This is a genomic window from Pseudomonas sp. NyZ480 (assembly GCF_029537255.1).
Lineage (GTDB): Bacteria > Pseudomonadota > Gammaproteobacteria > Pseudomonadales > Pseudomonadaceae > Aquipseudomonas > Aquipseudomonas taiwanensis.
The window spans coordinates 3,979,127-3,993,735 of the sequence record NZ_CP120626.1; the positions used below are offsets into that span (position 1 = coordinate 3,979,127).

Genomic DNA, 14,609 nt, shown 5'->3' on the forward strand with positions numbered 1-14,609 from the left:
TACCCGCGAAGTGGCCAGAGAAGTCGTTCAGGCGATCTTCTTCAGCCCTTGCTTCTTCAACTCTTCATCGCGCAGCTCACGCCGCAGGATCTTGCCCACGTTGGTGGTCGGCAGCGCATCCCGGAACTCGATGTAGCGCGGCACCTTATAGCCGGTGACATTGGCACGCATGTGCTCCATCACCTGCTCCTTGGTCAGGGTCATGCCTGGCTTGACCACGATGAACACCTTGATCACCTCGCCCGACTTCTCGTCCGGCACGCCGATGGCCGCGCACTGCAGCACGCCCGGCAAACTGGCGAGCACATCTTCCAGTTCGTTGGGGTACACGTTGAAGCCCGAGACCAGGATCATATCCTTCTTGCGGTCGACGATGCGCATGTAGCCATCTTGCTGGATCAACGCGATGTCACCGGTCTTCAGCCAGCCCTCGCTGTCGAGGATCTCGGCGGTGGCATCTTCCCGCTGCCAGTAGCCCTTCATCACTTGCGGGCCCTTGACGCACAGCTCGCCCACTTCGCCCAGCGGCAGTTCCTGGCCATTGTCGTCGATGACCTTGCACAGGGTCGACGGCACCGGGATGCCAATGGTGCCGACCTGGTTGGCGTCCGCCGGATTGACCGCCGCCACCGGGCTGGTTTCGGTCATGCCGTAGCCTTCGCAAATGGCGCAGCCGGTAACGGTCTTCCAGCGTTCGGCCACGCTCAATTGCAAGGCCATGCCACCGGACAGGGTGATCTTCAGCGCCGAGAAGTCCAGGGCACGGAACGCCTCGTTGTTGCACAGGGCCACGAACAGCGTGTTCAGGCCCACGAAGCCACTGAACTTCCACTTGCCCAGTTCCTTGACCATGGCGGGCAGGTCACGCGGGTTGCTGATCAGCACGTTGTGGTTGCCGATCAGCATCATGGCCATGCAATGGAAGGTGAAGGCATAAATGTGGTACAGCGGCAGCGGGGTGATCAGGATCTCGCAACCTTCGTGCAGATTCGAGCCCATCAGCGCGCGGCACTGCAGCATATTGGCCACCAGGTTGCGGTGAGTCAGCATCGCCCCTTTGGCCACGCCGGTGGTTCCGCCAGTGTATTGCAGCACGGCCACATCGTTAGGTTGTGGATTGGCTTCGGTTACCGGCTGGCCCTTGCCCAGCGCCAAGGTGTCGTTGAAGCGCACCGCGCCCGGCAGGTTGTATGCCGGCACCATCTTCTTCACGTACTTGATCACGCTGTTGATCAACAGGCGCTTGAGCGGCGGCAGCAGGTCGGCCACTTCGGTGACGATGACGTGCTTGACCTGGGTCTTGGGCACGACCTTCTCGGCCAGGTGGGCCATGTTGGCCAGGCACACCAGCGCCTTGGCGCCGGAGTCGTTGAACTGGTGTTCCATTTCCCGCGCGGTGTACAACGGGTTGGTGTTGACCACGATCAGGCCGGCACGCATGGCGCCAAATACCGCGACCGGATACTGCAAGACGTTGGGCAACTGCACGGCAATGCGATCACCCGGTTTCAAGTCGGTATGCTGCTGCAGCCAGGCGGCAAAGGCGCCAGACAGCGCATACAACTCGCCATAGGTGATGGTCTTGCCCAGGTTGCTAAAGGCCGGTTTATCTGCAAAGCGTTGGCAGGATTGCTTCAGTACCGCCTGGATGTTGGGGAATTCGTCAGGATTGATTTCCGCCGTAATCCCGGCTGGGTACTTATCCTTCCAAAAATTTTCGATCATGGAAGCCCACTCCTTCAGCAACAGCGAAGTTCATTTACGCGTAGATGCGTTTATTATTGATATGCGATGACGGTTCATTGCAAACCGAATCACCTGGAAGCGCGCCGAGAGTAACAGCTTTGAATAGGGTCGCCTAGAGCCCAAAACGGCCTCAATGGTCACAAAAATGACTCAATGAACGATACAGGTCATTTTTAGAGTATTTATCCAAAATGTCGCAAAATGCGCATGAAGGTGCATTCTAGAGCGGCTCCACGGCATACGCGGGTAAACCCGCCCCACCATTACCCAGGGGAGCGGGTTCTGCCGCGAAGAGGCCACCCTGGAATCAGGCGATGTCACGCAGCTCCCGCCGCAGAATCTTGCCCACAGGGGTCATCGGCAGTGAATCTCGCAGTACGATGTGCTTGGGCACTTTGTAGCCCGTGAAGTTGGCCTTGCAGTAGGCCTTGAGTTCGTCGACGCTCAACCCCTTTTCCCGAGGGACTACGAACAGTTTCACCGCCTCCCCCGAGCGCTCGTCCGGCACGCCGATAGCGGCACAGTTGGCTACCTGCGGGTGCCCCATGATCACGTCTTCGATCTCGTTGGGGTAAACATTGAAACCCGAGACGATGATCATGTCCTTCTTGCGGTCAACGATGCGGGTGAAGCCATCCGGGTCGATCACCGCAATGTCACCGGTCTTGAACCAGCCCTCCGCATCCAGGGCCTGGGCGGTGGCTTCAGGTTGCTGCCAATAACCCTTCATCACCTGCGGCCCCTTGATGCATAGCTCGCCCCGCTCGCCCAGCGCCAACTCGTTGCCGTCATCGTCGATGACCTTGAATGCCGTGCCGGCCACCGGAATTCCCACGGTGCCAAGGCGCGCCATCTGGCCATAAGGATTGGTACTGGCAACCGGCGAAGTCTCCGTCAGGCCATAGCCCTCGACGATGCGGCAGCCGGTGAGACTCTCCCAGCGCTCGGCGGTGGCCTTGACCAGGGCCGTACCGCCAGAGTTGGTGACCTTCAGTGCGGAGAAGTCGAGGTTCTTGAACCCTGGGTGGTCCATCAATGCCACGAACAGCGTGTTCAGCCCCAGCAGCGCCGAGAAACGCCACTTGCCCAACTCCTTGATGAAGCCAGGGATATCACGCGGATTGGTGATGAGTACGTTATGGTTGCCGGTGACCATCATGCACATGCAATTCGCGGTAAAGGCATAGATGTGGTACAGCGGCAGCGGCGCGATCATCACTTCCTGCCCGTCCTTGATCAAGCGCTGGCCATCCGGGCCATGCTGGGAGAAGCAGGCCAGCACCTGAAGCATGTTGGCCACCAGGTTACCGTGGGTCAGCATCGCGCCCTTGGCCAGCCCGGTCGTGCCACCGGTGTACTGCAGCACGGCGATATCGTCCAGCCCCTGCTCCACCGGCTTGTGGGTCAGGTCGCGCCCCTGGCGCAGTACCTGGCGGAACGGCACGGCCTGAGGTAACCGATAGGCCGGCACCATCTTCTTGACCTTGTCGACCACGGTGTTGATCAACCAGCCCTTGGCTGCAGGCAGCAGGTCGCCCATCCTGGCTTCGATCAGGTACTCGATAGCGGTATCGGGCAACACTTCCTGCACACGCTTGCCGAACATGTTCAGGTACACCAGCGCACGGGCGCCGGAGTCCTTGAACTGATGGCGCATCTCGCGTTCGGTGTAGAGCGGGTTGGTGTTCACCACGATCAGGCCGGCCCGCAGCGCGCCGAACACGGCGATGGGGTACTGCAAGACGTTGGGCATCTGCACGGCGATGCGATCGCCCGGCTTCAGGTCGGTGTGGTGCTCGAGCCAGGCGGCGAAGGCTGCCGAGTGCCGCTCCAGCTCTGCGTAAGTCAGGGTCACTCCCAGGTTGCTGAACGCCGGACGGTCGGCAAAGCGCTTGCATGAGCGCTCGAAGACTTCGACGACAGACTTGTAAGCATTGAGGTCGATGGTGGATGGCACGCCCGCCGGGCGTTTGTCATTCCAGAATTCGGCTTGCATTTATTATTGTTCCTCTGCCTTGACCCACGATGTGGCGCGTTGTCCTTTAGTCCCTTGTCCCTTCCGCCCGGAGGCGAAACGGCATTGATCTGACGTTAACAGGTAAGTTCAAGGTGGCATACACGCCAAGTGTCGCCATTAACATTGTGAATCTTATTTGTGCCCTTCCTGCAATCTGGCCGGTTGTGCATAAACTGTGCTCTGACCCCCGCGCAAAGGACCCGCCATGCCTTACGACGCCTTCTGGCTCCCCGCCAGCGAGCATTGCAGCCTGTATGTGCACCAATGGTTGCCGGCCACGCCGGTCAAGGCCGCCGTGCTGCTGGTGCATGGCATGGCCGAGCACGCCGGCCGCTACCAGCGCCTGGGCCAAGCGCTGTGCAACGCAGGTTTTGCCTTGTTCGCACCGGATTTGCGGGGCCACGGCCGTACTGCCGAAGGGGGTAACTTTGGCCTGTTCGCCAAGCAACATGGCTGGAATGCCGTACTCAACGACCTGGGCGTGCTTACCCAGCACATCGGCCAGCAATACCCCGGTACCCCCCTGTTCATGCTGGGACACAGCATGGGCAGCTACATCGCCCAGGCTTACCTGTTGCACCACAGCGCCAGCCTTCAGGGGGCGATCCTGAGCGGCTCCAATTTCCAGCCAGCGGCACTGTATCGCGCGGCGCGCCTGATCGCCCGCCTGGAAGCCTGGCGCCAAGGCCCATTGGGCAAGAGCGCGCTGATCGACTGGCTGTCGTTCGGCTCGTTCAACAAAGCGTTCAAGCCCAATCGCACCGCCTTCGACTGGCTCAGCCGCGACCCTTCGGAAGTCGACCTGTATGTGAATGACCCGCTGTGCGGCTTCCGTTGCACCAACCAATTGTGGCTCGATCTGCTGCAGGGACTGGCACAGATCAGCCAGGCCAAGCACCTGGCGCAGATCGACCCGAACCTGCCGATACTGGTCATGGGCGGCGAATGTGATCCGGTGAGTGCTGGCAAGCGTCTTACCCATCTGGCTGACGCGCTGCGCGCGACCGGCAATCGACATGTGCAACTGCGCGTGTATGCTCAGGCGCGGCACGAAGTACTCAATGAAACCAATCGTGACGAGGTTACCGCCAATCTGCTCGGCTGGCTGGAACAAGCGCTGGTCCTGGACCGCCCTGCCCGCAGTGAATGAAAGCCGCCTCGTCCGTCCATGAAGGAAGCCCCGATGACCCAGGTCACCAACACGCCTTACGAAGCCCTTGAAGTCGGCCAGAAGGCCAGCTACGAAAAGTCCGTGGAAGAACGCGACATCCAGCTGTTCGCCGCGATGTCAGGTGACCACAACCCGGTCCACCTGGATGCCGAGTTCGCCGCCAAGAGCATGTTCCGCGAGCGCATTGCCCACGGCATGTTCAGCGGCGCCCTGATCAGCGCCGCGGTGGCCTGCACCCTGCCTGGCCCTGGCACCATTTACCTGGGCCAGAAAATGAGCTTCCAGAAGCCGGTGAAAATTGGCGATACCCTGACCGTGCGCCTGGAAATCCTCGAAAAGCTGCCTAAGTTCAAGGTGCGCATCGCCACCAACGTGTACAACCAGAACGATGAACTGGTGGTCGAGGGTGAGGCCGAGATCCTGGCGCCGCGCAAGCAGCAGACCGTCGATCTGGTGTCGCCGCCGAACTTCGTGGCCTGCTGATCGGGTAAGTCTGCGATAGCCTCATCGCCGTTAAGCCCGCGCCTACACCCTCATCGTTTCGACCTGTAGGCGCCGGCTTGCCGGCGATAAGTCCAGCAACGCCATCACCCAAGCGAGCGCAGGCGACTTTCTATATGCCGCCGCTCTGGCTCCTGCCGCGTTAGCGCCAGTGCTTGCTTCCAGGCCGCGCGAGCCTGCTCCACGTGCCCCAACTGCTGATGCAGTTCAGCCCGCGCCGCATGCGCCAGGTGATAGTCCTGCAACGCCCCGTCGGCCAGCACCGATTCAAGCGCCCGCAGTCCGGCCTGCGGCCCATCGCGCTTGGCCAGCGCCACCGCGCGATTGAGCCCAACCACAGCCGACGGCCATCGCCGCAGCAGTTCATCGTAAAGCCCGACAATCTCGGCCCAGTCGGTCTGCTCTGCCGAGGTAGCTTCGGCATGCACCGCGGCAATCGCAGCCTGCAAGGTATAAGCGCCAAAAGCCCGGCTGCGCAGCGCTTGACGCACCAGGGCACAGCCTTCGGCGATCTGCTGGTGGTTCCACAAGCGGCGGTCCTGTTGTTCCAGCAACACCAGGTTGCCTTGGGCATCGCTGCGCGCCTGCTGCCTTGATGCCTGCAACAGCATCAAGGCCAACAGGCCGATCACCTCAGGGTCGGGTAACAGATCGACCAGCAGCCGCCCCAAGCGGATCGCCTCATCGGTCAGTTCCTGTTGCAGCAGCCATGCACCGGATGACGCCGAATAGCCTTCGTTGAACACCAGGTAGATCACTCGCAGCACGCTTTCCAGACGCTCGGGCAGTTCGTTCAACGCCGGGACCTGGTAAGGGATGCCAGCATCGCGGATCTTCGCCTTGGCGCGCACGATGCGCTGGGCAATCGTCGCTGGGCTTAGCAGAAAGGCCCGGGCAATCTGCTCGGTGGTCAGGTCGCAGACTTCACGTAGGGTCAAGGGTACCTGAGCGTCGGCAGCCAACGCCGGGTGGCAACAGGTGAAGATCAGCCGCAAGCGGTCGTCGGCGAGCAACGCGTCCTCACTGGGGTCCTGAACCTGGCCTTCGATGAGCATGATGAGGTCTGCCTGGGAGCGGTCGAAACGGGCACGCCGGCGCAGGGCATCGATGGCCTTGAAACGACCGGTCGACACCAGCCATGCCCGCGGGTTGTCGGGAATGCCCGCCTGCCGCCAACGGTCGACGGCGATGAAGAAGGCCTCGTGCATGGCCTCCTCGGCCAAGTCGAAGTCACCGAGCAAGCGGATCAGGGTGGCCAGGATGCGCCGTGAATCGCGCCGGTACACCGCTTCGACTTCGGCACGGACCTGCGCAAGCTCGACCATCAGTCCGGCATCCGCTGAGTCACAACCTCCACCAGCCGGTCCAGGCTTTCTCCCCAGCCCTGATGAAAGCCCATCTCTTCATGGGCCAGGCTATCGGCTGCACTCCAGTGCCAGGCGCGTGCGGTGTAGCGGGTCTTGCCCTGTTCCTCGTCGAAGGTCACCACCGCTGTCATGAATGCCTTGTCCGACGGTACCCAACCCGGTCCGAAGGCATCGGTGAACACCAGGCGTCGGGGTGCTGCGATTTCGAGGAACACCCCCTGGGTCGGGAACTCGCTGCCATCGGGTGCGCGCATCAGGGTCCGGAACAAGCCGCCCACCCATAGCTGCATCTCGCACTGCGGGGTGGTCATGCCGTGCGGCCCCCACCACTGCATCAACCATTGAGGTTCGGTCCAGGCACGAAACACTTTGGCCGGCGGGGCATCGATCAGGCGGCTGATGGAAAGTTCGTGTTTCGCTTCTGCAAGGGGTGCCAGCGTCATTATTGTTGTACTCCGCTCAGGTCAGGGTTGCAGATCACGCACCGGTCGCACTTCCACGCTGCCGACCCGCGCCGCCGGGATACCCTTGGCGATATTCAAGGCTTCGTTCAAGTCCCGGGCATCCACCAGGTAAAAACCCGCCAGTTGCTCCTTGGTTTCGGCGAACGGCCCATCGGTCAGGCTCATGCGGCCGCCTCGCATGCGTACCGTGGTGGCGGTCTGCACAGGCTTGAGTGCCTCGGCCGCCAGCATGCGCCCGGAGTGCTGCAATGACTGTGCGTAAGCCATGCATTCGGCGTCTTCGGGGCTGTCGGGCAGGCTGTGCAACAGCCCTTCGTCACAATAGACCAGGCACAGGTATTTCATGGTCGCCTCCAGGGGATGGGCGCAGTGCGTTTGGCGATATCGACTCAGGGCTTGAGATCGAACAGTGCTTTTTGCGTTTCCATGTCGAACGGCGCCGACCAGTGCTCGTGAATAACCTGCCATTGCCCGGCGCGCCGACGATAGGCGACCGTGGCACGCATGAAGCCACATTGGTTTTCATCGTCCGATGGCCCGCAACGGTTGAGCCAGTGGGCCACGCCCAGGTCACCGTCTGCGTGTACGGTGAGTTCGGCACACTCGAAGATCATCGGCCCGGTGCAAAAGCCCATGCACATTTCCCAGTGCGCCCGGTAGGCAGCCTTGCCCTTGAACTGCAGTTCCTTGATGGCATCGAAGGCGACGATATCCTCGGCATAGGGCGCGGCAATGCCATCCAGGTCGCGGTCGCGAACGGCCTGCATCCAGGTGTCGATGAGTTGACGGATTTCGGTTTCAGCTGCGCTGTTCATCGGCGAACTCCTGCGCTCGGTCATGAGCATTTTGGCGCAGGTATCTCCTGCGCCTTCACCTCTTGGTCGAACGGTAGCGGGGGAAATCGACAGGGCGATGAATTTATTTGCGTTGCAACGGCACCCAGATTTCCATCGCAGCGTTTGGGTCCGTCGGGTCGAAACCTGCCGGGTAGCGCTCGAACAGCGCCGCATCGGCCTGCTGCAGGCCGGACTGGGCCAACCAGGCAAACAGGCCCTGGAAGGTCCCCTTCAGCGCTTGCAGGCTGCCATGATGTTCGAACACAGCGTAATGCTGCGGTGCCAGTGCCAGCGTCGTGAATCCTGGCGCAAGGGTCCTGTCGGTACTCAGTTCGACCGCCGCCAGGTAGTCGAAACCGCCACGTTCGTCGGGGTGATAGCACACACCGTAACTGTCTTTGCCGAGCAGCCACGGCGTATCGCCACCGTGATCGACGAAACGCTGCCACAGCAAGGGCAGCCCAGCAAGATTGCTCAGGTTGAAACGCTCGCACAAACCCACAAGCGTCAGCGCCCGGCCATCCTCGTAGCGTACGGGGGGAATCGGTAGTGTGCTCATGTCCATCACCTCATTGATCGAGCCCAGGCAAGCATGCCTGGCCCGTGCTGGTTCGATAGCGTAGCGCAGATCCGTCACCTGGCACTTGACCCATGCCCCTGCCCTGCCACCGGCTGTCCGTTCGCACCCAGGCTCGACGGTTTACAAGGGGGGGCTTGCCAGGATGAATTCGCGGTAGCCGGAAACGACCACATACACCGCGAAATAACAAAAGATCGCCGCTGACAGCAGGTAGGACCAGGTCAACAAGCGGTCGCCCAGCAGGCGTCCGCCATGACTGGCGATACCACAGAGGGTCAGGCACCAGACCAGGCCTGCAGCGAGGAAGCCACCAAGGAACAACCCCGCCTCCAGCGCAGTACCGCCCCCGGAACGGGAAATCAGCACCCCGCCCACTGCCGCGAACCACAGGATGGCGCTGGGCGACGACATGGCCAGGAAGATCCCCCGCAGGAACTCCCGCCAGCCCGATTCCACCACCACTTGCCCTCGCGCCTCCATGTGCCCGCCACGCCAGGCTGCCAGCAACATTTTCAGCGCGAACCACACCAGCAAGGCCGAGCCCCCTAGCCACAAGGCCCAGCGCACGGCTTCGAACTGCAACAGAACGGTCATCCCGGCCAACGCCGCCACGGCATAGATCAAGTCGCCCACGCAAGTGCCAAGGCCCAGCCAGAAGCCCTGGAGAAAACCACGCTGCATGGCGAGTGTGATCATGGCGATGTTGGCCACCCCGATATCCAGGCACAGGGACAGGCTCAGAAGAAAACCGTTGGAGAAAGGCATCGGAAACTCGACTACAGGTTGAAGACAGGCGCGTTCACGGCGCGCACACTGGCGCACTGTATGGGAAGCCATGGCGCTTGCTCAAGCCAGATTGGCTTGCCCTTGAATACCCTGGACCTGCCATGGGCTCAGAGTTGCTCGATGCCAGCCAGAGCCCGCGCATACAGATCGCGGTCCACATTCGCCCCACTGAGCACTACCGCCACACGCTTGCCAGCCTGCCTGCCCCGCTCCTGCATCAACGATGCCAGTGGCGCGGCTCCAGCACCTTCGGAGGTATTGTGGGTCGCTTCGTGGTACAGGCGCATCGCCTGGGCGATTTCACTGTCGTCCACGCGCACGATACGTGCCGCATGCTCGCGCACCAGGGCGAGGGCATCGGCATTGGGAACCCGGCAGGCCATGCCATCGGCGAAAGTATTGGCAGTGGCGGTGGTAACGATGCGTCCTTGCTCGAAGCTTTGTGCATAGGCATCGGCCGCACTGGAAACCACACCTACGATCTCGGTCTTCAAGCCAAGCAGGTTGCGCGCCTGGATCAGCCCGCAAATGCCCGAGCCCATGCCGATCGGCACATACACGCAGTCCAGCTCAGCCACCGCTTCGAACAGCTCCAGAGCGTAGGTCGCCACCCCGCGCACCAGCTCCGGGTGGAACGCGGGCACCATGGTATAGCCACGCGCCGCGGCTATTCGGCTGGCCTCTTCGCGGGCCACGTCGAAGTCCGCGCCGTGCTCGACCAGCTCGGCGCCAAGTGCTCGCATGGCAGCGTTCTTCTCCCTGGAATTCCCCTCCGGTACCACGATCACCAACGGCAAGCCTGCCCGTCGCGCCGCCATCGCCATGCTCTGGCCATGGTTGCCACGGGTCGCAGTGACCAGGCCTTGAGGTGGGTTGCCGCAGGCCAGCAACGAGCGCACGTACACCAGCCCGCCGCGCACCTTGAATGCCCCGGTAGGCGCATGGTTCTCATGCTTGACCCATACCTCGCACCCCAGCCGGGCAGCCAGCAAAGGCCAGGCATGCTGCGCGGTGGCGGGGATATGCTGGTGGACGAATTCAGCGGCTTCACGCAGGGCGGCTAGGTCGAACATGACGGTCATCCTTTAGGGTCAAGAGGTTGATCCGATCCTATGCGCCGGGCATTGTATGGGTAAATCCTTATATTGCATGGGCAGCAATTTCATGTGGGTTCCTGAACTCGTCGAGGATGGCCGCCCCCGTTACCTGGCGCTGGTCGACGCCATCGCCAGCGCCATCGAATGTGGAACGCTCAAGGTCGGCGATCGCCTGCCTCCCCAGCGTCGTCTGGCCTGGAAACTGGGCTTGAATCCCAGCACCACGCAGCAGGCCTACCGTGAAGCCGCCGCTCGCCACCTGGTGGCGGGCGAGGTCGGCCGTGGCACTTACGTGCTGGCCGGTAGCCAGGAAGCGACGTTGTTTCGCCTCAAGCAGCATGACCCGCACGGCACGCTGATCGACCTGTCGACCAATGTGCCGGTGGCCGACCCGACCAACCAGGACCTGCACCTCAGCCTGCAAGCCTTGCTGGCACAGCGCCAGAGCCAATTGCTCGACCATTACCTCGGGCCGCAGCAGTTGCTGCTGGGCAGGCTCCAAGGCGCCCGCTGGCTGGCCAATCGCGGCCTGACACTGGCGGCTGACGAGTTGCTCCTGTGCGCAGGCGCCCAGCACGGGCTCACCTTGCTGCTGCAGTCGCTCTGCCAGGCCGGCGAGCCGGTCATGCTCGAGGCTTTGACCGCGCCGGGCATCAAGGCGGCGTGCCGCCAGTTGCGCTTGCCGGTGCACGGTGTGGCGCTGGACACGCAGGGCCTACGGCCAGATGAACTGGACCGGGTTGCCCGTGCCAGCGGCGCACGGGTACTGGTGACCACACCGACCCTGCACAACCCCACCGGCGCCTGCATGGCCGACGCGCGTCGCCAGGCAATTGCCGAGGTGGTCAAACGCCTGGGACTGCTGGTGATCGAGGATGATGTCTATGGCGCCCTCAGCGACCGCCCACCGCTCTACCCGCTGTTGGGCGAGCACGGCGTCCTGATCAGCAGCCTGTCCAAGACGGTGGCCGCGGGACTGAGGCTGGGCTGGATCGTGGCCGACCCTCGCCTGCTGGAGCAGGTCGACCCCCACGCCAAGGCCAGTCACTGGTCGATTTCGCCCCTGAACCTGCAGGTTGCCTGCCAGTGGATCGAAGACGGTACGGCAGCCCGACGCCTGGCCTGGCAGCGCACGGAAGTCTGCGAGCGCTGGCGCCTGGCGCGCAAGGTGCTGGGCAGTGCCTTGTGCAACGCCAGCGAACCTGCCCCCCATGCCTGGGTGGCCGCTTCACGAGGGGCTGACGGGGTGGTAGCGCAGTGTCGCGCACAGCACGTGGAGATCGTGCCGGCGAGCGTATTCGCCGTGGGCGCGGGCCAGGAGCAGGCGGTGCGTATCAGCCTGTCGGCGGCGGGTAGCCGTGCTGAACTGAAGGAGGGGTTGGAACGGGTGTGTCGCGTGTTGGCAGGCTGAGGGCTTGCGCTCCCGCAGACCCAGTTCGGTCCGCGGGAGCAGGCTTGGCCGCGAAGGGGCGGGGCAATCAGCCTTGCTGGCAGCCCTCGCCCATGGCGCGGTACTGAATGGTATGCACCTGGCCCTGATGGTCTTCATAGGTCATGGTCGCCGGCACCACTTCGCAGACATTCGGAAGGGTCGACAGACTGATCACCCGTTTGATGTCCAGGTTCATGGAATAGTCGTACTGCTGGGCGACAGGCTCGGTGGAGACAGGTTTGGCCTCATCGGCAAGGGCGAACGAGGACATACCGACCAATGCAAGAATCAGTAATGGTTTCATGTGAGTTGGCCTTTAAAGCAATCAAGCTGATCGATTGACTTCAATATGCCGTCAATGGCGCGGAGAAGTTGTCATCTCCAACGAAGATGACACGAAGTACCGATCCCGCTTCGTCATACTGCTGGGGGATGTCTGAAAGTCTACTCCCGCCTTTGAATAGTTGAACCCCGAAGTCAGACATTCACCCTTGCAGGATTTGCAACAATCTGCGACAAAATCGCCTCAAGAGGCTGGCGTAGAGCCATCCCGGCCGTTTTTCGACTCGACTTTGGAATGCGCATGCCCCTGCTGCACTGCACCCAACTGACCGCCCTCGAGCGCCGCCTGCTCGACCACTTCTACCGCCAGCACGGCTCACGCATGCGGGCTGCCAGCGATGGGGAACTGTGGGTAGCCCGGCGTACCGAAATCATCGCAGGGCTGAGCTTGGCGCCCATCGAGAATGGCCATTGGCTCACAGGGCTTTTCGTCGCCCCGCAGCAGCGCAAACAGGGCGTGGCGGGGCAATTGATCGATGCCGCACTGGCAGGCGGACGCGGCCCGATCTGGCTATTCTGCCACCCCGACCTGGCGCCCTTCTATCAACACCTGGCCTTCGAAACCGCCGCCCAGTTGCCAGAAGCCCTCGCCGCTCGGCTGGCGCGCTACCAACGCAGTAAACGCCTGGTGGCCATGGTGCGCGGTCAGTCGTCGCTGGCATCCAGCCCAGGGAACAGCACCTCGGTGAACCCGAACTTGGCAAAGTCCTGAATGCGCGAGGGGTACAACCGCCCGATCAGGTGATCGCACTCATGCTGCACCACGCGGGCATGAAAACCGTCCGCAAAGCGGTTGATCGGATTGCCCTGAGGGTCGATGCCTTCGTAACGAATATGCTTGTAGCGCGGCACCACCCCGCGCAGGCCGGGCACCGACAGACAGCCTTCCCAGCCGTCCTCGATCTCGGTCGACATGGGCGTGATCACCGGGTTGAGCAGGATGGTCTGCGGAACTGGCTCGGCATCCGGATAACGCTCGCTGCGCTCGAATCCGAAGATGACCAGTTGCAGGTCGATGCCTATCTGTGGCGCGGCCAGACCCACGCCGCCTACATGGGCCATGGTCTCGAACATGTCGTCGATCAGTTGCTGCAGTTCGGCACTGCCGATCAGTTCGTCAGGCACCGGTGGGGCGATGCGTAGCAGGCGCTCATCGCCCATCTTGAGAATGTCGCGGATCATCGGGGTGTCGGCTCGGAAGGTCGAGGCTCGCTCGATATCGGGTGTTCATGGCCCAGCACTGTCAGGGTCTCCCTGGACTTGTCACCGCCGAAATCCTTTTCGCCAGGGTTCTTGCCCTCTGTCGACATGTGCTCGATCACGGCGTTCATTTCCGCCCCCAGCAACAGCACGGCTGCGGAGATATAGAAATACAGCAACAGCACGATGATTGCACCGATACTGCCGTACATCGCGTTGTAGTCGGCGAAGGTCTTCACGTAGTAACCAAAGCCCAGGGAAGCGATGATCCACACCACCACCGCCAGCACCGAACCTGGCGTGATGAAGCGAAACTTCTGCTTCACGTCCGGCATCACGTAATAGATCAGCGCCACCGCCACCATCATCAGGATGATGATCGCCGGCCAGCGCAGGATGGTCCACACCGTGACGATCACCTCTTGCATGCCGATCTGGGCGGCAATCCACTCCATGACCTGCGGCCCCAATACCATCAACGCCGCCGCTGCCAGCAGCATCCCAGCGATGCCCACCGTGTAGATGATCGACAGCGGAATGCGCTTCCAGACCGGGCGTCCCTCGGGCACGTCGTAGGCGGCGTTCATTGCACTCATCATCAGGCGCACGCCAGCCGAGGCAGTCCACAGCGCGATCACGATACCCACTGAAAGCAAGCCGCCCTTGGACTGCTGCAGTTGGTCGATCACCGGGTTGACCTGTTCCAGCGCCTGCGGCGGCAACACCAGTTCCGATTGCAGGCGGAGCCAGGAGAAAAAGTCCGGCAGATGCAGAAAACCGATCAAGGCGATCAAGAACAGCAGGAAAGGGAACAGCGAAAACAGCATCTGGTAGGCCAGCGCCGAGGCATAGGTAGACATCTCGTCATCGAGAAATTCGCTGACGGTACGCACCAGCACGCGGTGCAGGGGCAGGCCGCGCAGGTCGGGGAAAATCATAGCGTCTCCTTTCGCCGCTTGATCAGTACAGGGGAAAGTCTAATAGACCACGCAACTGATGTACCGCTCCCTGCCGACTTTCAGAAATAATCGCCTGCAGGGCCCCATGCAGGGCCCTGCAGGTGCAGCTTG

The 14,609-nt window shown here is 62.0% G+C and carries 16 protein-coding genes; 4 read left to right on the plus strand and 12 right to left on the minus strand.

Features of this window, described 5'->3' with window-relative positions; all coding sequences use genetic code 11:
• Positions 1–27: 27 nt before the first annotated feature.
• Together fadD1 and fadD2 are read right to left on the minus strand one after the other, a co-directional pair.
• Entirely contained in the window at positions 28–1,725 is a 1,698-nt protein-coding gene (gene fadD1, locus P3R38_RS18210; RefSeq protein ID WP_023381705.1) for a long-chain-fatty-acid--CoA ligase FadD1, read from the minus strand.
• A 328-nt stretch (positions 1,726–2,053) separates the two neighbouring features.
• On the minus strand, positions 2,054–3,742 hold the full coding sequence (fadD2, locus tag P3R38_RS18215) for a long-chain-fatty-acid--CoA ligase FadD2 (protein ID WP_023381706.1): 1,689 nt from the start codon (positions 3,740–3,742) through the stop codon (positions 2,054–2,056).
• Positions 3,743–3,968: 226 nt separating this feature from the next.
• Here fadD2 and P3R38_RS18220 point away from each other — a divergent pair, with 226 nt between their 5' ends.
• Complete coding sequence (locus tag P3R38_RS18220) at positions 3,969–4,913, plus strand: alpha/beta hydrolase (protein ID WP_277686481.1); 945 nt, start codon at positions 3,969–3,971, stop codon at positions 4,911–4,913.
• A gap of 33 nt (positions 4,914–4,946) precedes the next feature.
• Complete coding sequence (locus P3R38_RS18225) at positions 4,947–5,417, plus strand: MaoC family dehydratase (RefSeq protein ID WP_023381708.1); 471 nt, start codon at positions 4,947–4,949, stop codon at positions 5,415–5,417.
• A gap of 104 nt (positions 5,418–5,521) precedes the next feature.
• On the opposite strand, the gene P3R38_RS18230 is transcribed toward P3R38_RS18225, so the two are convergent.
• From P3R38_RS18230 to P3R38_RS18260, 7 genes are all read right to left on the minus strand, one after another.
• Positions 5,522–6,760, minus strand: coding sequence for an RNA polymerase sigma factor (locus P3R38_RS18230; protein WP_104881376.1), 1,239 nt, complete (start codon positions 6,758–6,760; stop codon positions 5,522–5,524).
• A complete protein-coding gene (locus tag P3R38_RS18235) occupies positions 6,760–7,245 on the minus strand; it encodes an SRPBCC family protein (RefSeq protein WP_023381710.1) in 486 nt (161 codons plus the stop codon). Before P3R38_RS18235 ends, P3R38_RS18230 begins: the two co-directional genes overlap by 1 nt.
• A 21-nt stretch (positions 7,246–7,266) precedes the next feature.
• Positions 7,267–7,611 (minus strand): YciI family protein, encoded by a 345-nt coding sequence (locus P3R38_RS18240; RefSeq protein ID WP_023381711.1) that lies wholly within the window; start codon positions 7,609–7,611, stop codon positions 7,267–7,269.
• A 44-nt stretch (positions 7,612–7,655) separates the two neighbouring features.
• A complete protein-coding gene (locus P3R38_RS18245) occupies positions 7,656–8,081 on the minus strand; it encodes an SgcJ/EcaC family oxidoreductase (protein ID WP_023381712.1) in 426 nt (141 codons plus the stop codon).
• Positions 8,082–8,184: 103 nt separating this feature from the next.
• Complete coding sequence (locus P3R38_RS18250) at positions 8,185–8,661, minus strand: GyrI-like domain-containing protein (RefSeq protein WP_023381713.1); 477 nt, start codon at positions 8,659–8,661, stop codon at positions 8,185–8,187.
• Between the two features lie 141 nt (positions 8,662–8,802).
• A complete protein-coding gene (locus P3R38_RS18255) occupies positions 8,803–9,447 on the minus strand; it encodes a LysE family translocator (RefSeq protein ID WP_027907438.1) in 645 nt (214 codons plus the stop codon).
• Between the two features lie 128 nt (positions 9,448–9,575).
• Positions 9,576–10,541, minus strand: coding sequence for a threonine dehydratase (locus P3R38_RS18260; RefSeq protein ID WP_277686482.1), 966 nt, complete (start codon positions 10,539–10,541; stop codon positions 9,576–9,578).
• A gap of 91 nt (positions 10,542–10,632) precedes the next feature.
• Between P3R38_RS18260 and P3R38_RS18265 the strand changes: the two genes are divergently transcribed.
• Positions 10,633–11,976 (plus strand): PLP-dependent aminotransferase family protein, encoded by a 1,344-nt coding sequence (locus P3R38_RS18265; protein ID WP_277686483.1) that lies wholly within the window; start codon positions 10,633–10,635, stop codon positions 11,974–11,976.
• A gap of 67 nt (positions 11,977–12,043) precedes the next feature.
• Here the strand turns inward: P3R38_RS18265 and P3R38_RS18270 are convergent, their stop codons facing one another.
• Positions 12,044–12,301 (minus strand): DUF2790 domain-containing protein, encoded by a 258-nt coding sequence (locus P3R38_RS18270; RefSeq protein ID WP_023381717.1) that lies wholly within the window; start codon positions 12,299–12,301, stop codon positions 12,044–12,046.
• Between the two features lie 360 nt (positions 12,302–12,661).
• On the opposite strand from P3R38_RS18270, the gene P3R38_RS18275 reads away from it, so the two are divergent.
• Positions 12,662–13,051, plus strand: a complete 390-nt coding sequence (locus P3R38_RS18275; protein WP_051376143.1) for a GNAT family N-acetyltransferase — start codon at positions 12,662–12,664, stop codon at positions 13,049–13,051.
• On the opposite strand, the gene def is transcribed toward P3R38_RS18275, so the two are convergent.
• Positions 12,985–13,521: a peptide deformylase gene (gene def, locus P3R38_RS18280; protein WP_023381719.1), complete on the minus strand. Its 537-nt coding sequence runs from the start codon at positions 13,519–13,521 to the stop codon at positions 12,985–12,987. The two genes, P3R38_RS18275 and def, sit on opposite strands and share 67 nt — an antisense overlap.
• The gene (locus tag P3R38_RS18285; RefSeq protein ID WP_023381720.1) at positions 13,518–14,477 is read right to left on the minus strand and encodes a YihY/virulence factor BrkB family protein; all 960 of its coding nucleotides are present in this window, start codon (positions 14,475–14,477) and stop codon (positions 13,518–13,520) included. The genes def and P3R38_RS18285 overlap by 4 nt, the downstream gene beginning before the upstream one ends.
• Between the last annotated feature and the right edge of the window lie 132 nt (positions 14,478–14,609).